Below are 19,849 nucleotides of genomic sequence, written 5' to 3'. Positions count from 1 at the left end.
GTGTTCCCCCACCGGGCCAACTGACTCCGGCCCGCCACCGTCCGACCAGGCCAGGGGCTTTTGGTGCCAACGGACGAAAGTGTGCACGTTCCGTCCGAAAGTCTTGCCTTTCCTGCACAGATCCAGTATCTGTTTCCACAGGAACCTCACAGAAACTTCCACATTCACACACCCGCCCGCTCGACGCCGTGCGCGGAGGTTGCCGAATGCCGTCCCTGACCCGTCTCACGGCGGCTGCTGTCGCCGCCGCCTGTGCCGTCGCCGGGACCGTCGTCCCCGCCTCGGCCGCCCCGGCCCCTCGGACCTGGACCGTCGCCCGGGGGGAGTTGTCGGCCACCGTCGCCCTCACCGACGGCACCCTGTCCCTGTCGGTCACCCGGCAGGGCCGCACGGTCCTGGCGCCGGCGCCGCTGGGCGTGCACACCACCGACGCCGACCTCAGCAGCGGTCTGCGGGTGGTGGACACCGCGCGCCGCACGGTCGTCGAGCGCTACCGGATGACCACCGGCAAGCGCCTCGACCGCCTCAACCACCTGTCGGAGCTGCGGCTGTCGCTGCGCGCCGCCGACATCCCGCTGACCCTGGTGGTCCGCACGGCCGCCGACGGTGTCGCGTTGCGCTACGAGTTGCCCAGCGCCCCGACCGTGACCGGCGAGGCGACCACGTTCTCCCCGCCGGCCGACGCCAAGGCCTGGCTGCTGCCCTACAACGCCTGGTACGAGGCGAACCGCGTCGCCACCACGGCCACCGAGGCGCCGGCCGGCGACTACGGCAACCCGTCCCTGTTCCAGTCCGGCGAGGACTTCGCCCTGCTCACCGAGTCCGATGTGGACGGCAGCTATTCCGGCAGCCGCCTGCGCCACACCGCCGGCACGGCCGACTACCGGGTGGCCCTGGCCGACGACCAGGTGACCGCGTCCCGCACCCCGTGGCGTACCGCGATCATCGGTGATCTGGCGACGGTCGCCGAGTCGACGCTGGTGGACGATCTGGCGTCCCCGTCGAGGATCGCCGACACGTCGTGGATCCGTCCGGGCAAGGTCGCGTGGTCGTGGCTGTCCGAGCACTCCAGCCCGAGTGACTTCCAGCGCCAGAAGGACTTCGTGGACTTCGCGGCCGAGAACAACTGGTCGGCCGTGCTGGTCGACGAGGGCTGGAGCGCCGAGTGGGTGCCGGAGCTGGTGCGCTACGCGAGGGCACGCGGCGTCGAGATCCTGCTGTGGTTCCACTGGACGAGGCTGGACACCGCCGAGGAACGCGACTCGGTGCTGCCGCTGGTGAAGAGCTGGGGTGTGAGCGGCGTGAAGCTCGACTTCATGGAGTCCGACACCCAGGCCCGCTACCAGTGGTACGACGAGGTCCTGGCGAGGACGGCCGAGCTGGAACTGATGGTCAACTTCCATGGTTCGACCATCCCGCACGGCCTGGCCAGGACCTGGCCGCACATCATGACGATGGAGGCGGTCCGGGGCGCGGAGAACTATCCGCTGCCGGTCAACAACCCGGTCCAGGCGTTCACCCGCAACGTGGTCGGTTCGATGGACTACACCCCGGTGTCGCTGGACACGGGTCTCCAGCAGGCGTCGGTGGCCCACGAGGTGGCGCTGCCGGTGATCTACGAGTCCGGCTGGCAGCACTTCGCCGACAACCCCGAGGCCTACACCCGCCACCCCGAAGCCCTCCGCTACCTCAACCAGCTCCCCACCGTCTGGGACGAGACCCGGTTCGTCGCCGGCCACCCGTCCTCGGGCACCACCCTGGCCCGCCGCTCGGGCGAGCGCTGGTTCCTTGGCGCGATCACCACCGGCGACGCCCGCACCCTCACCACCCCGCTGACGTTCCTGGGCGCCGGCCGCTGGCTGATCGAGATCCGGCGAGACGCCCCCGCCCCGCGAGCCGACCTGATCCGCACCGGCGTCATCCGTACCGCCGCCGACGCCCTGACCGTCGACGTGCCCCGGGACGGCGGTTTCGTGGCCGTCGCGTGCCGGGCCCGCCCGGGCCGCACCACCTGCGACCACCCGCTGCCCCAGGCCCCCACGTCCACCCTCGAGGTGACCCCCGGGTCCGAGGTGGACACTCCCCCCGGCAGCACCGTCGCCATCACCGCCACCTTCACCACCGACCGCGACGCCCGCCACGTCCGCCTGTCGCCGACACTGCCCGAGGGCTGGACCACCGCCGACCCGCCCGTGAGCCGAGCCCACCTGCCGGCCGGCACTCCCCTCACCGGAACCTGGAACGTCCACGTAGGACAGTCCAGTTCCACCGGGTACGTCGACGTCCCCCTCGCGGCGACGTTCACGGCACCCCGATGGCCCCACCCCCTCCACGTGGAGGAGGCGGTCAGGGCCTTCGTCCCACCCCCACCCCCCACAGGCCGGCCGTATGTCAGCGACCTTCCCTTCGTCACCGAGACGAACGGCTGGGGCCCGGTGGAACGCGACCGCTCGGTCAACGAATCGGCCGCCGGCGACGGAAACCCGCTGACCATCGACGGAGTCGTCCACGACAAGGGCCTGGGCACCCACGCCCCGTCCACGGTGACGGTGTACCTGGGCGCCAACTGCACCCGCTTCACCGCCCTGGTCGGTCTGGACGACGAGACCACCGAGCCCGGCTCGGTAACCTTCACCATCACCGCCGACGGCGTTCCCCTGCACGACACGGGGGTCCTACGCCCCGGCCCCGCCGTCCCGGTGGACGTGGACGTCACCGGAGCCCGCCTGCTCACCCTCCAGGTCACCGACGGCGGCGACAACAAGAACTTCGACCACGCCGACTGGGCCATCCCCCAACTGACCTGCCACACCTGACCCCCGCCCACCAGAGGGAAAGGCGCTCGCAACCTGGGCTGGGGTTGACCCGAGCCACGACCACAACAGAAGGATTCGTCCCGACCAGGGCTGGCCGACCACGGCCGGCCAGCCGGATGTCGTCGCGGCCACGACCTGGCGAACCGCGACCGTTGGCCGGGACGTTTGTCGGCACGCGGACGTCGATGGGGCAGGGCGCCAGTCCTGCCCCTGAGCCCTGCGTCAGGGCGGCGGAGGCTCACGGGTCAAGAGGCCCACAGGTGAACACGAACCCAGACTTCGCCCAGTTCAGGGCCTCTTGAGGCGTGAGCTTGAGTTTTAACCTCTTGGTGTCTCTGTGGTCGTACCCTGTGCCGTGTTTTTGCTGGTCATCGAGGTGTTGGGGTGGCGTGGCGGCGGCTGATGGGTATTGACGTGCGCCCGCCGGACAGACCCCGAACTGGCGGGCGCACGTTTATTCCGTCTCAGGGGGTCCGTGGTCCTCAGCAGGCGTAGCACGCGCGAGTGAGCACGGCAAACACGTGTCTCATCAGCAGGAACACCGCTCGGTCGGCAGGGTCAAGACAGCGCGGACCCGCCACAGGACCAGTCGGAGCAACGACACCAGGCAGCCCGGAGGTTAAAACTCAAGGTGAGGGGCCGCCCGGACAATCCGCCGACAACCCCAACCCCGCACAAACCCACCACCCAACCCCTCCCGCAACACCCACAATCGAGCCCACACCGCAAAGACCCCCACCCCAGCTCATCCCACAAACCCCAACAACCCCAACAACCAAACGGGAAAACCCGCCCAACAGGTAGGTAGACCCCCACCCTCCACGGGGGCACCCCTCAGCCCATTCTAGTCGGGAAACGGCCGGGGGAGGCCTCTCCGGGCCCCACCTGTGGACAACTCGGAGCACCCCCACGACAACAACCCGGCAACAAAAAAGAGAGGGCGCCCGACGCACAGGCACCCTCCCAGGGGATCAGTCAGAAACGGACCCGTCCCGCCGCCGCCCGAACAGAAAGACGACCACTCCCACGGCCATGGCCGCCCCCGCACTCTCCACTCCCACCGCGATTCCGATCAGCGCGATCATCGCGGCGAAGGCCAGTAACAGCACGAAGGCGTTGCGCAGGGTCGCCGCCCAGTCGCCGACGACGCGTTCGGCGACCCGGAGCCAGCCGTCGCGTGTGGTGGGGATGGCGAAGCGGCCGCTGGGGGCGCGCTGTTCAGGGATGATCGTCACCGGGCGAGGTCGCGGTGCCGGCGTGACGTCGGGGCCGGCCAGTTCGGCCAGCTGGACGACGCGTCGGTCCGGTCCCGTCCTGGGCTGTTGCGGGTCGATCGCTCTTTCCTGTTCTGGTGCCGGAGCGGTGCCGGGTCCTAGACTGGTCACCGTTCTGTGCCCTCTCGATCCTGTCGTGAATTTTTTCGCCTGGTTCGGGACATCGCGTGGTTCCCTGTGCCAGCAGGGGGCCACAGCTGGTCGGTGCGTGGTGTTCGCCGCGCGTGCCCCCAGGCGCGTCATGACCATCATTGCCCATTGATCTTGTTATCGAGCTGTGACGCTCACCGTGAAGCGATGAACGGTGCGTATTCATCGGCGAATGGCGAACGCGCAAGTTCGCCGCCAATGGGTGGAACATGCAGGTGCACATGCATACGACCAGTGCTTTTTCACCTGCGACTACGCAACAGATAACCCAGTTGGGTGACTTGCCCGGCGTCACCTGCAAGTGATTGAGTGACCAGGCACTCGGACCCCCATTTTGTGACGCTCCGAAGTCGGAAGTGATCCAGCCCACGCAAAGCCTTACCCTTTCGGGTGTGCGGATCCTCTCGTTACTCCCCGCAGCCACCGACATCGTCGCCGAGCTCGGACGGCTCGCCGATCTGGTCGGGCGAACCCACGAGTGTGACTGGCCACCGGAGGTCGCCAGCGTCCCGGTGGTGACCGCCAGCGGCCTGCCCCCGGACCTGTCCAGCCGCGAGATCTCCACCGCCGCGCACCACCAGGGCTCGGCCATCTACGCCCTCGACACGGACCTGCTCACCGACCTGGCCCCGGACCTGATCCTCACCCAGGACCTGTGCGAGGTCTGCGCGGTCTCCTACACGCGGGTCACCAGCACGGTCCGCGCCCTGGACACCGGCCCCCGGGTCCTCAGCCTGGAGCCCCGCACCCTCCCCGAGGTCCTGGCCACCATCACCACCGTCGGCGACGCGCTGGGGGCCGGCGACGTCGCCACCGCCCGCGTGGCGACCCTCCACCACCGACTCACCGAGGTCCGACGCCGCGTGGCCGACCGCCCCCGCCCCCGGGTCGCCGCCATCGAATGGCTGGATCCACTCTGGCCGGCCGGCCACTGGGTCCCGGAACAGATCACCCTCGCCGGCGGCGATCCGGTGCTCGCCGCCCCCGGCCAGCACACCACGCCCATCACCCCCGAGGCACTGGCCGCCGCCGATCCGGACATCGTCCTGCTGATGCCGTGCGGCTTTCCCCCCTCCAGAACCGCCGAGGAATTCGACCGGCGCGTTGCGCCGTGGCCCGCGCTCCCGTCTCCCTGGATCCTCGACGGCCCCGCCTACTTCAACCGGCCAGGGCCCCGGGTGGTTCGTGGCGTCGAGGTCCTGGCCCAGGTGCTGCACGGCCTCGACTTCGCGCTCACCCCGTCAGAAGCCCACCGCGCACCCTGAACAGGCGTCAGGACGTGAGCAGCTGGGCCAGGCGCGCGGCGCCGCTGCGGGCGGCGCGTTCGAGCCGCGGACGACGGCTGTGGAAGACGTCGGCCGGCACCGAGAACGCCACGGCCCCGGTGATGTTGTCGCTTCCGTCCCGTATGGGCGTGGACAGGCAGGCCAGGTTGGGCTGGAACTCCTCGACCTCGGTCGCCACACCGACCTGTTCGACCTGGGCCAGTTCGGTGTCCAGCGCGGTGGCACTGACCGTGGTCCGCTCGGTGAGTCGCGGCATCCCCGCGCCCGACAGGTAGTCGCGCCGCCGGCGGCGGGGCAGCGACGCCAGCAGGACCTTGCCGAAGGCGGTGGCGTGGGCCGCCTCGTCGAAGCCGAAGTCCAGCGGCGTGGCCCGCGGGTACCGGGGCGAGTCGGCGACGGCGGCGACGACGATGTCGGTGTCGCGGAACACCGTGTAGTAGGCGGCGGCCTCGGCGCGCAGGTGCAGGTGGTGCAGTTCGTCCTGGAGTTGGTGGCCGACGTCGAGTTCGGTGCACAGGTTGCGGTACAGGCGGCCGACCTTGTAGCCGAGTCCGAAGCCCCGCCCGTGCCCGAGCCGCACCACATATCCCTCGTGTACCAGGGTGTTGAGCAGGTGGTAGGTCGTCGACAGGGTGTAGCCGGCGCGTCTGGCCACCGCCTTGGCGGTGATGCCGTCGCCGGCGGAGCCGACGATGTCCAGCACCCGCAGCGCCCGCTGGGCGGAGCCGATCAGCCCACTGGTCTCACGCGACACCGACCTACCTCCACGGATCGCCGTTGAACCCACCCGGAACCCACCCGGAACCCACCCGCGACCCTACGGCACCCCGGCCCACGAGGACACCAACCCGGCACAATACGACCCATGACCTGGCTCGACGTTCGAAAGACGCTGCGGGACAACAGGTTCGCGCTTGGACTCCAGGCCGCCACCCGCTACCCGGACCTGCCGACGCTGCCCGGCAGCACCCTGCTGACCCGCCCCGACTGGGTCCCGGCCCGGCCGGTCCCGCTCTCGGCGATCACCCTCTCCCTCGGCGCGTCGCCGCCCGTGCCGGCCCTGCCGGGCGGCGACTACGCGGCGACGATGGCCGCGCTCGACCCGCCGGCCGTGTTCGAGAACCGGGCGACCTACCGGCTCCTGGCGGCAGACCTGACCGGCGCCCCCCGGCTGGCGTTCGGGCACGGGACCTACTTCGACCACATCGACACCGGCGAGGCCGCCGCCCACGAACTGGCCGCCGGTGGGCCAACGCCGCTGCGCGACGCCGTCGGCGACCCGCGTGACCTGACGCGCCGGCCGGCCAACCTGGCGATCTCCGTGCTCACCGTTCGCCGTGGACCGATCCCGACGTTCTTCCTGCACTGGCGGGATCCGGCGCGGGTGGGGCACGCCGGCGGGCTGCACCAGGTTCTCCCGGTCGGGGTGTTCCAGGCCGCCGGCGACGATCGGGACGACGTCGACTTCTCACTGTGGCGGTGCATCGTGCGCGAGTACGCCGAAGAGTTCCTCGGCGAAGCCGAGCTGTCCGATGTGGACTACGAGTCCTGGCCTTTCCACAACGACCTGACCGAGGCCAGGAGGAACGGGGGGATCCGGGCCGAGTGCGTCGGACTCGGGGTCGACCCGTTGACGTTCGCCACCGATCTGCTGGTGCGGGTCGAGTTCTCCCCTGAGGTGTTCGACGAACTGTTGGGCGCCTGGGTCAGGGACAACGACGAAGGCGCCGTGAGCGAGGTTCCCCTCACGGCGGACTCGGCCGCCGGCCTGACCCTGCAACCCGCCGGCGCGGCGATCCTCACCTGGGCTGGCTGTACAGGGCGCTGAGGAACTCCACCAACAGCCGCTCCCGCAACGCGGGCGAGGCCACCGACAACATCGTGTTGATCTCGGCCATCCGCTCCGGCACGCCCACCCCGTCCAGCCCGGCGACCGCCAGCAGACCCGCGAACTGCTCTGGCGTGAGCACCGTCGGGTCCAGCCCCTCGATCACCGCCACCAACTCCGGCGCCAACCGGACCGGGCCGGCTGCCCTGGCCACCCCGACGGCCTGCGCCAGATCGGCCAGCAACTGCTCCTCCGACCCGTGGCTGGCGGCGGTCACCGTCAGATGCAGGTTCGGCGGCGAGGCCCCGAACCCGAACTGCGGTTGCAGGTACCACCGCCGCGCGGTCATCTCGTCGGCCACCGTGAACACGTCCAGGTCGTCGTCGCATGTCAGCGACAACAGCGCCGCCTCCGGCGACCCCAGCACCCGCAGGCCGGCGATCGTGTCGACCCCCGCGCGCAGGGTCCGGACGGCGGTCAGCGTCCGCGCCGCCAGCTCGGCGTAACCCGCGTCGCCGATGTGGCGCAGCACGGCCCACGCCGCGGCCAGCGGACCGCCCGACCGCGTCGACTGCATCGTCGAGTTCAGCATCGTGTACCCGGGCCACGCGGCGCTCGCGAACAGCTGCGGCCGGCGAACCGACGCGTCGGCGTGCAGCAGCACCGACGTCCCCTTGGGACAGTAGGCGTACTTGTGCAGGTCGACCGACAGGCTGGTCACCCCCGGCACCGACAGGTCGAACTCCGGCACCTCGACCCCCAGCCGGCGGAAGTGCGGCAGCACCCACCCGCCGATGCAGGCGTCGACGTGGCAGCGGACCCCGGCCCGCGCGGCGGCGGCCGCGACCTCGGTGACCGGGTCGACCACGCCGTGGGCGTAGGACGGCGCGCTGAGGACCACCAGCACGGTCGACGGGCCGATGGCGGCGGCCATCGCGTCCGGGTCGGCGCGGAAGGTGACCGGGTCGACCGGGACGACGACCGGCTCGACGCCGAAGTAGTGGGCGGCCTTGTGGAAGGCGGCGTGCGCGGTGTCGGCGATGACCATCGTCGGCCGGTCGAGGTCCGGGCGGGAGTCGCGGGCGCCCTGGACGGCCAGCAGGCAGCTCTCCGTCCCGCCGGAGGTCACGCTGCCGACGGTGTCCTGGCCGCCGCCGAGCAGGGCCGCCGCCGTCGCCACGATGTCGTTCTCCAGGCGCAGCAGGCTCGGGAAGGCCGTGGGGTCCAGGCCGTTGGCCGAGCTGGCCATGGCGTGCGCCGCCGCGCCCAGTTCGTCCACACCGGACAGCCCGCTGTCGTAGACGTAGGCCAGGGTGCGGCCGCCGTGGGTCGGCAGGTCGCCGGCGCGCAGTTCACGCAGCTCGTCGAGTACCTGGTCGGCCGGTAAGCCACCGCTCATCAGTAGGAGACCTCCACAACTCGGCGCCGCAGCAAGGCAAGCCCGGCGAGTGCGAACAGCGCGGGCACCAGTGCGATGCCCAGGACCACGGCCACCGCCGCGCCGCCCGGTTGGGTGACGTCCTGACCGGCGGAGGACACGTACCCGCCGGCGGCGAGCACCAGCCCGTACAGCGCGGGGCCGAGGGCGAGGCCGAGGGTCTCCCCGGCCGTCCACACCCCGGCGAACAGTCCCGCCCGCAGCTGACCGGTGCGCCGCTCCTCGGCACTGATCACGTCCGGCAGCATCGCCAGCGGGAACACCTGGATGCCGGCGTACCCGACGCCGACGATCGCCGCACAGGCGACCACGGCGGCCAGCGGCAGCACGTCGGCGGCGAGCAGGCCCAGCGCCCCGGCGGCGAACACCAGCGTGGCGGCCACGTAGCCGATCCGCTTGCCGTGGCGGGCCGAGACCCGCTGCCAGGCCGGCATCACCAGCAGCGCCGGCCCGACGAACGCGGCGAACAGCAGCGACTGCGCGCCGCGGTCCTCCAGGACGACCCTGGCGAGGTAGTCGACGCCGGCGAGCATGGTGCCGATGCCGACGGCCTGGATGACGAACGCGCCGAGCAGCCAGCGGAACGGGCGGCAGTCGCGGACCGCGGCGAAGGTCTCCCGCCAGGTGGTCACCGACGGCAGCACCCTGGCCCTGGGGGCCCGCGCGGTGCCGACGTACACGCCGATGGCGCCGAGCAGGATCAGCACGCCGACGGCGATGCCCATCACCCGGTAGCCGGTCGTGCCGCCGATCGCGTCGCGCAGGGCGGGGGCACCGGCGCCGCTGGCGAGGATGGCGACGGCCAGCACGGAGATGCGCCATGCGGTGAGCCTGGTGCGTTCGGTCGGGTCCTGGACCAGCTCGGCCGGCAGCGCGTTGTAGGGCACCTGGTAGAAGGCGAACGCGGTGGCGCACAACAGGAACATGGCCGCGACGTAGAGCCCGCCGGTGGTCGGTGAGCTGGTGGTGGGGCCGGCGAACAGGGCGGCGAAGGTGATGGCGAGCGCGATCCCGCCGCCGAGCAGGAAGGGCCGGCGGGTGCCGGCGCGGTCGCTGATCCGGCCGGCGATCGGGTTGAACACCACGTCCCAGGCCTTGGGCAGCAGCACCAGCAGGCCGGCGACCGAGGCGGACACGGCGAGCGTGTCAGTCAGGTACGGCAGCAGCAGCAATCCGGGCACGGTGCCAAACGCGCCGCACGACAGCGAGCCGAGCGCGTAGCCGAACCGCGTACCGGCCGGTAACCGGTCACCCACCGCCCCGGCCGAAACATGAGCCGAATTCACCATTTGTCGGGTGACCCTACGGACCCCGGCACCCCCGCGTCCAGCCCGGACCACTCAGGACCGCTCCGGCCAGGACAGTGCCAGCCGGACGCACCGCTTGTCGAGCACGTACTCGGCGGTCAGCGGCGTGCCGGGCGGGTAGGCGTCGACCCGCAACCCGGCCGAACCGGGGCGGCCGGCGGCCTCCCAGGCGGTGATGTGCGCGGCGAGCTCGTCGGCCGGCTGGTCGTCGCCGGTGACCACCAGCTCGCCGGTCACCCCGGCGCGGACGGTGGCCAGGCCGTAGTCGTCCAGGATGCCGACGGTGGCCCGGCCGTCCGGGGCGACCAGCGGGGCGTCGGCCAGCCGGGCGCCGGGGTCGGTCTCGGACAGGGCGAACCAGCGGGGGTCGCGGATCGCCAGCCACAGGCCGAGCCCGTCGAGCAGGTCGAAGGGTCCGGGGATGACGCCGGTGGGCACGCGCGCGCTCGGGGAGTCGATGGCCTCGACGACCGCGTCGGCCTCCAGCTCGCGGTCGTCGGGCAGACTCAGCACCAGCCCCGTTGCCATGTCGAGCAGATACGTGCGCTCAGGCCCGGCAAGCGAGCCGCGCATCCGCATGAACCCACACGGCCGGGCCGAACGACTGGTCCAGTGGTCGCCGGCGCGCTCGAAGGCGACCGAACGCTGCACCCCACGCAGGTCCAACGGCACCACGATGCGTCCCGCCGGGGCGAGCTGGTCAAGCCAGGCCGGAGCCAGGTCCCACACGCCCACGGTGGCGATGATCCGGTCGAACGGCGCCCGGTCGGGGCAGCCGAGCGCCCCGTCGGCGTGCAGCACGGTGACTCCGTCGACACCCGCGGCCGCCAGGTTCTCCTCAGCCCGCTCGACGACGTCGTGATCCAGGTCCATGCTGGTCACCCGCCCGGCGGGGCCGACGATGTGCGCCAGCAGAGCGGCGTTGAACCCGGTCCCGGCACCGATCTCCAGCACGCGCTGACCCCGTGCGGCACCGAGCTGGTCGAGCATGATGCCCATGATCGTCGGCTGGGACGAGGAGCTGGTCGGCTGGCCGAGCTGGTCGCGTTTGGTGACGATGACCTCGTCCCGGTAGGCCGAGCCGGGCGGGAGGTCGGGGAGGAAGAGGTGACGGGGGACGGTACGCAGTGCGTCGGCGACGAGGGCGTCGGTGGCGCCGCCGCGTTCTCGAACGTGCCTGAGCAGCTGTTCGCGCAATCCGTTCAGCTCCGCGCCCAACGATGCCTCCCAGATGTCCGCATTAGGCGGCATCATGCTCCCATCAATGGCAATACCCATAGTGTGCTGGCATGACCACGCCGCCGGATCTCGAGTCGCTGCGCCTCCTGGTGCACGTCGCCGAGCTGGGCAGCGTCGGCCGGGCCGCCAGGGCGATGGGCATCGCGCAACCGTCCGCCACCAAACGCCTCGCCGCCCTGGAGCGACGCACCGGCGTCCCCCTGCTGGTCAGGGGGCCCCAGGGCTCGACCCTGACCGCCGACGGCAAACTGGTCGTGGCCTGGGCCGCGACCCTGCTGGCGGCGGTCGGCGAGTTCACCGAGAGCGTGTCCGCGCTGCGGTCGAGCCGATCGGCGACCCTGCGGATCGCGTCGAGCCTCACGATCGCCGAGGCGCTGCTGCCCCGCTGGCTGTCGGAACTGCGGGTGGCCGAGCCGGAGGTCCATGTAGGCCTGACGGTGACGAACTCCACCGAGGTTGCCCGCCTGGTCCTGTCCGACGACGAGTGGGACCTGGGTTTTGTCGAGGGCCCGACCCTTACCGAGGGCCTGGCCAGCAAAGTGGTCGGCGAGGACCGCCTGATCGTCGTCGTGGCACCCGGCCACCCCTGGTCCCGACGCCGACGCCCCGTTCTCCCGGCGGAACTGGCCGCCACCCCCCTGGTCGTCCGCGAAACCGGCTCCGGCACCCGAGAAACCCTCGACCGGCTGCTGCGCGCCCACGACCCGGTCACCCCCCAACTGGCCCTGGGCTCCAACGCGGCTGTGACCGGTGCCGCCGTAGCCGGCATCGCCCCAGCCGTTCTGAGCCGCCACGCGGTGGAAACCACCCTCGCGGCCGGGTCCCTGGTGGAGGTGCCGGTGGCCGACCTGCGCCTCGAACGCCGCCTACGCGCGGTCTGGCCGAAAGGCCGCCGCCTCAGCGGCCCAGCCGCCACCCTGCTGACCATCATCGCCAACCGCTGACCCACCGGACCGGCGGCGGGTCACACCGCGATCCAGATCCCCGCGCCCGCCACCACCGCAAGTACCACGCTCCCCAACGCCCCGGCCGCCAGCGCCGGCCCGCCGGCCCGAACGACCGACCGCACATCCACCGCCGCCCCCAACCCGAACATCCCCGCGCACAACAGAACCCCGGCCACGAACTCCACGGTGGACGTCACCGCGACCGGCACCGCGACGATCTCCCGAACCACCGCCAGCACCACGAACCCCACCACGAACCACGGCACCAGCGGCCCGCGTCCACCGACCTTTCTGGTCAGTCCCAGCACCGCGACCAGCGGCGCCAGCAACGCCACCCGCGCCAGCTTGATCACCACCGCCGCCTGGAGCACCACCGGCCCCGCCGCCGCCCCGATCGCCACGACCTGGCCGACCTCGTGGACGCTCGCCCCGGTCCACAGTCCGAACTCGGTGTCGGGCACCCCGAGGGCCAGGCCCAGCAACGGGAACAGGGCGATCGCCACCGTCCCCAGCAGGGTCACCGCGGTGACGGCGGTGGCCGCGTCCTCCTCGTCCCCGCCGGCGACCGGGTTGGCGGCGGCGACGGCCGACGCCCCGCACACCGCCACCCCGGTCGCCACGAGCAGCGACCTCGCGGGCGACAGGCCGAACAGCCGGCCGAACCACCGGGTCGCCAGGAACGTCACGGCCACCGCCACGATCACCGCCGCCAGCACGGGGAGTCCGAAGTGGACGATCTGGGACAGCGCCAGCTGGAAGCCCAACAGCATCACCCCGGCGCGTAACAGCCAGGTCGCGGCGAAGCGGAAGCCCGGGGTCAGCGCCGCGCGGGGACCGGCGGCGGCCCGCCAGCCGATCCCCAGCAGCAGCCCCACCACCAGCGCGCTCGCCACCGGCACCAGCCACCCGGCGACCTGCCCGAGAACCGTCGCCACGGCGACCACCGCCAACCCTGGAACCAGCATGCTCTCATCATGTGGGAGGGGCTTGACAGCGGGTAGCCATCGCCAGGGCATCCCGTCATGCCCGGCGGCTATGACCTACAGCGACCGCTGGTAGGCCCTGAAAGCCCTGGTGGCCAACCAGATCGCCGCCACCGCCACCGCCAGCAGACCGCCGAGCCGCACGAACACCGCCGGCCAGTCCGGGTCGGCCGAGAGCGCCTCCCGGCTGGCGACCACCGTCCAGTCCACCGGGTTCCAGGTGGACACCGCCTGGATCCACTCCGGCGCCACCTCCCTGGCCATCATCGCCGAGGACAGGAACGACAGAGGCAGCGTCAGCATCGTGGAGAACCCGATCAGCGACTCCGAGGTCCGCACGATCAGCGCCATTCCGTTGGACAGCGACGCGAACGCCGCCGCCAGCAGCACCGCCGACACCAGCATCACCAGCACGCCCAGCACCCCGCCGGCCAGCTCCGCCCCCAGCAGCAGCGCCACCGCCACCACGATCACGCCCTGCACGACGATCGTCACGGCCTGGTTGGCCACCGAGGACACCATCATCGCCATCCGGTTGACCGGGCTGGCCAGCATCCGGTCCATCACGCCCCGGTCCATGTCGTCGATGAACGCCATCCCGGCCCAGCCGGCGGTGAACAGCACGGTCATCACGACCACGCCGGGGGTCAGGAAGTCGACGTAGCTGCCGGTGGTGAACCCGGGCAGCTCGACGACCCGCCGGAACAGCTCGCCGAACAGCAGCAGCCAGATCATCGGCTGGACCAGCGAGATCGCCACGAACGCCGGCTGGCGCAGGGTCGCGCGCAGCAGCCGACCAGTCAGGTAACCCGAGTGTGCGGCCAGGGTGGTCATCAGGCGCTCACCCGCTCGGCCGCCGCGAACGACCGGCCGGTGTGCCGCAGGTACACGTCATCGAGGGCCGGCCGGGCGATGGTCACCGCCGCGACCGCCACCGACTCGCGTTCCAGCGCGGCCAGTACCGCCGGCACCGCACTCGCCCCGTGGTCGACGCGACCGCGGATCGTGCGGCCGTCGACCGTCACGTCCCGCAGGCCGGTCAGGGCCTCGACCGCGCCGCCGGCGACTGCCAGGTCGGCGTCCGGCGCCAGCTCGATGACCACCGCGTCACCGCGCAGTCCGCTCTTGAGTTCCTCCGGCGAGCCCTCGGCCACGACCGTGCCCCGGTCGACGATCACCAGCCGGTCGGCGAGTTGGTCGGCCTCTTCGAGGTAGTGCGTGGTGAGCATGACCGTCAGCTGCTCCTGGGTGGACAGCCGGGCGATCTCGGCCCACATGTCCGCGCGGGCCTGCGGGTCAAGGCCGGTGGTCGGCTCGTCGAGGAACAGCACCGCCGGCCGGTGCACCAGGCCCATCGCGACGTCCAGTTTCCGTTGCATACCACCGGAGTAGGTGCGCACGACGCGGCCGGCGGCCTCGGTGAGGCCGAAGCGGTCCAGCAGCTCGTCGGCCCTGGCCTTCACCTCGTCGCCGCGCAGGCCGTGGAGGCGGCCGGCGAGCAGCAGGTTCTCCCGGCCGGTGGCCTGCGGGTCGGTGCCCGAGCCCTGGGTGACCACGCCGATCGCCCGGCGCACCGCGTCGGGCCGGGCCAGCACGTCGGCGCCGGCGACGGTGGCGGTGCCGCTGTCCGGGCGGGACAGCGTGGTGAGGATCCGGATCGTGGTGGACTTGCCGGCGCCGTTGGGTCCGAGTAGACCGAACACCGTGCCGGGCGCCACCGCGAAACTCAGTCCGGCGAGCGCGGTGACCTCGCCGTAGGTCTTGACCAGGTTCTCGGCGCTGATCGCCGGCTCCCCGGTCGTCCGGCGGGTCGCGACCCGCCCTGCTGACACTGCCATCGCAGGTGAACCTCCTGGTTGGGCCCAGGGTCGGTCCGTGCGCGGCCGGCTATGGTGGAGCTGTCGCCTGGGTCGCGGGCCGTCACGGGTCGAGCCCCGGGTTTCTGGTCGCTGGCCGGGTGTTGCCGCACCCGGCCAGCGGTGTTATTTGACTCTGCGCAGTGGGGTGGTCTCCCAGCCGCTCTCGGGGTTCGCCCCGCCGTTGTCGTGCACCTCGCGCCAGAAGTCGATCCCCTCCAGCGATCCGTCGCGCATCTGGTTCAGCAGCCGCTCGACGAACGCCAGCTCGGCCTGGCGCAGCACCAGCACGTAGTCGGCCTCGACGGCGAACAGGTAGGGCATGCCCTGCTTGGACATCTCGTCGATCACCGCGCGCTGACTGACGATCTCGGTGGTCAGCCGCATCCGCCGGGTGTCCAGCAGCCGGATGACCTCGTCCGGGGGGAGCGCGCCGACCAGCGAGAGCGCCGCCTCGAACTGCGTGTACTCCTTGACCGGGACCGACAGCAGCTCGCTCTCCCAGTCGACGAACTCCTCGCGGCCGGCGTCGGTGATCGCGTAGACCGTGCGTTCGGGCCGCCGGCCCTCGCGGACGGTCTCCTGGACGTCGATCAGCTCGTGCCGGCGCAGCGACTCGACCACCGAGTAGAGCGAGCCGAAGTTGAGCTTGATGCTCTCCTCCTTGGCGCGTTCGCGCAGGGTGCTGGACATCTCGTAGGGGTGCATCGGCTTCTCGGTGAGCAGCGAGAGCACCGCCAGGGCGAGCGGGTTGGACACCTTGCGCTTGCGCATGCCGAACACTCTAGCGCAAATACTCGAGTCAGAGTATTCGGTGACGAGAGGTGTTGAATGGAGTTCATGAACGACAACCCCGGCCACCGTCAGTTCCGCTTCACCCTGCCCCCGGGCGCCACCGAGATCCTGCTGGTCAGGCACGGCGAATCCGCCCCCGCGCGCCTGGACGCCCCGTTCCCCCTGGTCGACGGCCACGGCGACCCGCCGCTGGCCCCCGAGGGCGAGCGCGAGGCCGAACTGGTCGGCGCCCGCCTGGCCGTCGAGCCCATCGACGCGCTCTACGTGACCACCCTGCGCCGCACCCACCAGACCGCCGCGCCACTGGCCAAGCGCCTGAACCTCACCCCGGCGGTCGAGCCGGACCTGCGCGAGGTGCTGCTCGGCGAGTGGGAGGGCGGCCTGTTCCGCATCCGCGTCGCCGAACGCCACGAGACCGCCCAGCGGATGTGGGAGACCCAGCGCTGGGACGCCATCCCGGGTGCCGAGTCCACCGAGGCGCTCGCCGACCGCGTCCGGGCCGCCATCGGGCGCATCGCCGCCGCCCACCCCGACGGCCGGGTCGTCGCGGTCACCCACGGCGGCGTCATCGGCCAGATCACCGCGATGGCCACCGGGGCGGAGCCCTTCGCCTTCGTCGACGCCGACAACGCGTCGATCACCCAACTGGTGGTGACCGAGGAGCGGTGGATCATCCGCCGCTTCAACGACACCGCCCACCTGCACCCGTCGTTCACCATCCGGCCGGAGCCGCTGGGCTAACGGTGCACCGACCAGCGGTACTGGCGCCACACCTGCGCCGGGGACAGTGCCCGGTCGAGGAAGGCCAGGCCGTCCATCCGGCAGTCGCACGGGTTGGCCTCGGCCGTGTCCTGCGGGAAGCTGCCGCCGATCTTGAGGCCGGCCGGGTCGGTGGGGCTGGTCCGGTCGGGTTCGGGCGGGCCGGCGATCGCCCACGGGTCACCGGCGACGGTGTACCGGCCGGGCAGCGCGCGACCGTCACGGTAGAGGGCCAGTTCGCCGGTGTCGAAGTCGAAGGTGGCGGCCAGGTGGACCCAGGTGTCGCGCGGCAGCAGGGTCTGCCAGTCGGCGTCGGCGGCGAAGGTCTGGGAGGCGGCGCCGTCGACCCGACGGCCCAACGCCACGACCTTCGGCTCGCCGCCGACGTCGATGACCTCCAGCAGCGCGCGCACCGCGTGCCCGTCGGAGCCGCCGGAGAGCACCCCGGCCAGGCCGATGGCGTTGTAGCGGTCGTCGGGGTCGGGGGTGGTGGAGTTGGGCGCCGGCAGGTCACCGGTGACCTTGAACCAGCCCAGCACGGTGATCTCGCGGGCCGCGTTGAACGCGCGCAGCGTCGGCACCCCGCCGGCCGCGTACACGCCGGCCTTCCAGTCGTCGTTGCCGGCGACGGCCGGCTGGACCTGCCGGGTGCGCAGGACCTGCCCGCCCCGGTCGGGCACCCGCATCCGGTGGCCGCCGTTGACCAGCGCGATGTCCGTGCCGGAACGGCCCAGGTCCCTTTCCAGGGCGGGGTTTCCGGCGACCGGGTGCTCGAAGTCGTAGTAGGCGACGAGGTGTCGGGCGAGACCGGGGAGCACGGGGCCGGCGTCCGCCGGAGTGGCGGTGGCGGACACCGGCCCCGTCAGCACCGCCGCCGACGCGCACAGCAACGCTGCCGCGAACGCCGGGAACCGGTGCCCTCTCACTGGTTTCACCCCCGGACCGAGGTGGCGGCGACCGTGAGGTCCCGCACCCGCCCGATGTTGTCGAACGAGCCGAACCCGACCCGCCCCTGGGCGAAGGTCCGGTCGAGCGCGGTCATCACCAGCTCACCGTCGACCCGCACGGCGATCTCGCCGGTGTCCGCGCAGTGCGTGACGGCCACGTCGTGCCAGTCGGCGTCGGTGATGGCCGGGGCGGCGCCGTAGGACAGGGTCTGGTCCCACTGGTCGTCGATGCGCAGCCGGTCGGCGTCGTCGACCACGAAGATGCCGTTGTGCGGGTAGATCGTGTTGTCGGTGGACAGGTGGGCGTAGTAGTAGCGCGTGTCCGACTGGTACCCGAAGACGACGATCACGTCCCGGTTGCTGACCTCGACCGGCGTGTCCAACCGGACCTCGGCACTGATCCTGGCCGAGGTCAGCTCGGGCCCGTCGGTGAGCACCGCGTACTCGAACGGCCGGCGCGGACCGGGCCTTGCCTCCCCGGCCTCCGCCAGGATCGCCTGGTCACCCCGGAAGCGCCACTTCGCCGGCGTCACCGGGGCCCAGTCCCGCGGGCCGTCGGCCGACACCCGCGTGTGCCCGGTGCGGCAGTCGGCGAAGCGCTGGGTGCCGGCGACCTTCCAGATCTTCCCGTTGGCCTTGGCGATCAGGTACAGCTCGCCCTCGGCGTCCTGACCGATGCGCAGGTCCACCCGGTCGTCGCCGACGAGGTCACGCATCGTCGTGCGTTGCCCGTCGGGGGTGTACACCATGAGCTGATAGATCTGCGCCATCGGGCGACCGCGCCGCATCTCGCTCGCCTCGGTGTAGAAGATCCGCCCGTCGACCAGATCGGTGAACAGGTACTTCCCGCGCAGGTGCGGCAGATCGTCGCCCCGGTAGACGAAGCCGCCGCTGATCGCGTGCCCCGAGTCCGAGCACAGCGGATGGCCCGGCGGCGGGTTGTGGTCGAACGCGGCGACCGGGTAGGTGTACCCGTACTGGGCGTCATCGGAGGGCAGGGGATAGACGCCGCACCGCGCGTCGCCGCGCTGGAACAGGAACGGCCCTTCCCGTTCGCTCCACCCGAAGTTGTCGCCGGGCCGCACGTCGTAGACCGACTCGATCCGGTGCTCGCCGATGTGCCCCAGGTACATCCGCCGGGTGGCGGGGTCCCAGCTGAACCGGTGCGGGTCACGCATCCCGATGGCGTAGATCTCCCCCAGCGCACCCGGTCGCCCGACGAACGGGTTGTCGGCCGGGATGCCGTAGGCGCCGCCGGGTCCGTTGTGCCCCAGGGGATCGATGCGCAGCAGCGTGCCGTAGGGGGTGGCGGTGTTCTGCGGGTCGGTGCTGGAGGCACCGAGTCCGCCGTCGCCGGCGGCGAGGTACAGCACGCCGTACTCGGCGTCGCCCGGTCGCGCGGTCGGGTTGAAGTCGATCTGCTGGAACCCGTGGACCTGTGACCGGAACCCGAGGCGCAGCACCTGACGGCTGGTCCCGCTGAACGTGTCGGCCGACGGGTCGGTGGCCGTCCACTCGGTGATGATCCCGTGGAACGCGGCCCCCGGCTGGGCGGGGTAGGTCGTCGGTTCGGTGAGCCCGGCGCCCCATTCGGTGTGCACGGTGTAGAACTTCCCGTTGCGGGTGAAGTCCGGGTGGAAGGTGATGAACCCCGAGCCGGATCCCAGTCCCCGACCGGAGATGAACTCCGGGGCGAACGCGGCACCGATGTCGAGGTAGAGGTGCGCAACGCCGTCGTCGCCGAGCAGGTACATCTTCCCGTTGAGGTCGGGGACGTACATCCGGCCGTCGGGCAGTTCCCCGAGGTGGTTGATCCGCGCGTGGCGCATCAGCCGCTGGTCGGTGGGCGCGGGAACCGGTTCGGTCCTGGGGAACTGCGCGAACTCGTCGACGGTGATGCCCAGGGTCGAGGGGATCGGGTCGGGTAGGGGGTCCTGGATCGGGTCGGCCACCGGGGTGGGTTGCGCCGTCGCGGTGTGCGGGACGGCCAGGGAGGCGGCGACCAGGGCCGCGGAAGCGATCGTTACCAGCCATCGTGCGGGGTTCGACATCTGTCGCCCACCACCTTGTGGGGTCGCATGACGTTAGGAAAGCGCTTGCCTGACAGTACTCACGCACCCTCGGTGCCGCAAGGGCACACACCGGGTCACCGCGACCACCCGACAACCGACATCACAGCGCACTTCCATGATCACCTACAGCAACTTTGTTCAACCTCTGATCG

Annotated in this window: 16 protein-coding genes; 5 read left to right on the top strand and 11 right to left on the bottom strand. The window is 71.6% G+C overall.

The genetic code is table 11. From position 1 onward, the window contains the following. Positions 1-206 precede the first annotated feature (206 nt). Positions 207-2,816 (top strand): NPCBM/NEW2 domain-containing protein, encoded by a 2,610-nt coding sequence (locus BLA60_RS12085; protein WP_075132900.1) that lies wholly within the window; start codon positions 207-209, stop codon positions 2,814-2,816. Between the two features lie 971 nt (positions 2,817-3,787). On the opposite strand, the gene BLA60_RS12080 is transcribed toward BLA60_RS12085, so the two are convergent. Then, complete coding sequence (locus BLA60_RS12080; protein WP_075132899.1) at positions 3,788-4,051, bottom strand: hypothetical protein; 264 nt, start codon at positions 4,049-4,051, stop codon at positions 3,788-3,790. A 581-nt stretch (positions 4,052-4,632) separates the two neighbouring features. On the opposite strand from BLA60_RS12080, the gene BLA60_RS12075 reads away from it, so the two are divergent. After that, positions 4,633-5,505 (top strand): cobalamin-binding protein, encoded by an 873-nt coding sequence (locus BLA60_RS12075; RefSeq protein WP_075132898.1) that lies wholly within the window; start codon positions 4,633-4,635, stop codon positions 5,503-5,505. Between the two features lie 7 nt (positions 5,506-5,512). On the opposite strand, the gene BLA60_RS12070 is transcribed toward BLA60_RS12075, so the two are convergent. Further along, positions 5,513-6,280, bottom strand: coding sequence for an IclR family transcriptional regulator (locus BLA60_RS12070; RefSeq protein WP_075132897.1), 768 nt, complete (start codon positions 6,278-6,280; stop codon positions 5,513-5,515). A gap of 111 nt (positions 6,281-6,391) precedes the next feature. Between BLA60_RS12070 and BLA60_RS12065 the strand changes: the two genes are divergently transcribed. Further along, entirely contained in the window at positions 6,392-7,354 is a 963-nt protein-coding gene (locus tag BLA60_RS12065; protein ID WP_075132896.1) for a hypothetical protein, read from the top strand. Here BLA60_RS12065 and BLA60_RS12060 read toward each other — a convergent pair. Genes BLA60_RS12060 through fxlM form a run of 3 tightly spaced genes read right to left on the bottom strand, consistent with a single transcriptional unit; the run spans position 7,326 to position 11,317 of the window. Then, complete coding sequence (locus BLA60_RS12060) at positions 7,326-8,753, bottom strand: pyridoxal phosphate-dependent decarboxylase family protein (protein WP_075132895.1); 1,428 nt, start codon at positions 8,751-8,753, stop codon at positions 7,326-7,328. The two genes, BLA60_RS12065 and BLA60_RS12060, sit on opposite strands and share 29 nt — an antisense overlap. After that, positions 8,753-10,081, bottom strand: a complete 1,329-nt coding sequence (locus tag BLA60_RS12055) for an MFS transporter (RefSeq protein ID WP_075132894.1) — start codon at positions 10,079-10,081, stop codon at positions 8,753-8,755. The genes BLA60_RS12060 and BLA60_RS12055 overlap by 1 nt, the downstream gene beginning before the upstream one ends. Positions 10,082-10,132: 51 nt before the next feature. Then, positions 10,133-11,317 (bottom strand): methyltransferase, FxLD system, encoded by a 1,185-nt coding sequence (fxlM, locus tag BLA60_RS12050; RefSeq protein WP_162292946.1) that lies wholly within the window; start codon positions 11,315-11,317, stop codon positions 10,133-10,135. A 71-nt stretch (positions 11,318-11,388) separates the two neighbouring features. Between fxlM and BLA60_RS12045 the strand changes: the two genes are divergently transcribed. Beyond that, complete coding sequence (locus BLA60_RS12045) at positions 11,389-12,282, top strand: LysR family transcriptional regulator (protein WP_075132893.1); 894 nt, start codon at positions 11,389-11,391, stop codon at positions 12,280-12,282. A 20-nt stretch (positions 12,283-12,302) separates the two neighbouring features. Here BLA60_RS12045 and BLA60_RS12040 read toward each other — a convergent pair whose 3' ends face one another. The 4 genes from BLA60_RS12040 to BLA60_RS12025 form a co-directional block, all read right to left on the bottom strand. Further along, positions 12,303-13,250: a YeiH family protein gene (locus tag BLA60_RS12040; protein ID WP_075132892.1), complete on the bottom strand. Its 948-nt coding sequence runs from the start codon at positions 13,248-13,250 to the stop codon at positions 12,303-12,305. 75 nt (positions 13,251-13,325) lie between these two features. Continuing rightward, entirely contained in the window at positions 13,326-14,102 is a 777-nt protein-coding gene (locus BLA60_RS12035; protein ID WP_075132891.1) for an ABC transporter permease, read from the bottom strand. Continuing rightward, the gene (locus BLA60_RS12030; protein WP_075132890.1) at positions 14,102-15,106 is read right to left on the bottom strand and encodes an ATP-binding cassette domain-containing protein; all 1,005 of its coding nucleotides are present in this window, start codon (positions 15,104-15,106) and stop codon (positions 14,102-14,104) included. The genes BLA60_RS12035 and BLA60_RS12030 overlap by 1 nt, the downstream gene beginning before the upstream one ends. Before the next feature lie 144 nt (positions 15,107-15,250). Continuing rightward, positions 15,251-15,898: a PadR family transcriptional regulator gene (locus BLA60_RS12025; RefSeq protein ID WP_075133010.1), complete on the bottom strand. Its 648-nt coding sequence runs from the start codon at positions 15,896-15,898 to the stop codon at positions 15,251-15,253. A gap of 57 nt (positions 15,899-15,955) precedes the next feature. On the opposite strand from BLA60_RS12025, the gene BLA60_RS12020 reads away from it, so the two are divergent. Next, positions 15,956-16,660 (top strand): histidine phosphatase family protein, encoded by a 705-nt coding sequence (locus BLA60_RS12020; RefSeq protein ID WP_075132889.1) that lies wholly within the window; start codon positions 15,956-15,958, stop codon positions 16,658-16,660. Here BLA60_RS12020 and BLA60_RS12015 read toward each other — a convergent pair. Next, positions 16,657-17,604 (bottom strand): LamG-like jellyroll fold domain-containing protein, encoded by a 948-nt coding sequence (locus tag BLA60_RS12015; RefSeq protein ID WP_075132888.1) that lies wholly within the window; start codon positions 17,602-17,604, stop codon positions 16,657-16,659. The genes BLA60_RS12020 and BLA60_RS12015 overlap by 4 nt on opposite strands. A 5-nt stretch (positions 17,605-17,609) precedes the next feature. Further along, on the bottom strand, positions 17,610-19,676 hold the full coding sequence (locus BLA60_RS12010; RefSeq protein WP_075132887.1) for a PQQ-dependent sugar dehydrogenase: 2,067 nt from the start codon (positions 19,674-19,676) through the stop codon (positions 17,610-17,612). Between the last annotated feature and the right edge of the window lie 173 nt (positions 19,677-19,849).

Origin of the sequence: Actinophytocola xinjiangensis, assembly GCF_001921215.1 — a bacterium.
GTDB classification, from domain to species: Bacteria; Actinomycetota; Actinomycetes; order Mycobacteriales; family Pseudonocardiaceae; genus Actinophytocola; species Actinophytocola xinjiangensis.
This window is presented reverse-complemented; position numbering and strand designations above follow the sequence as displayed.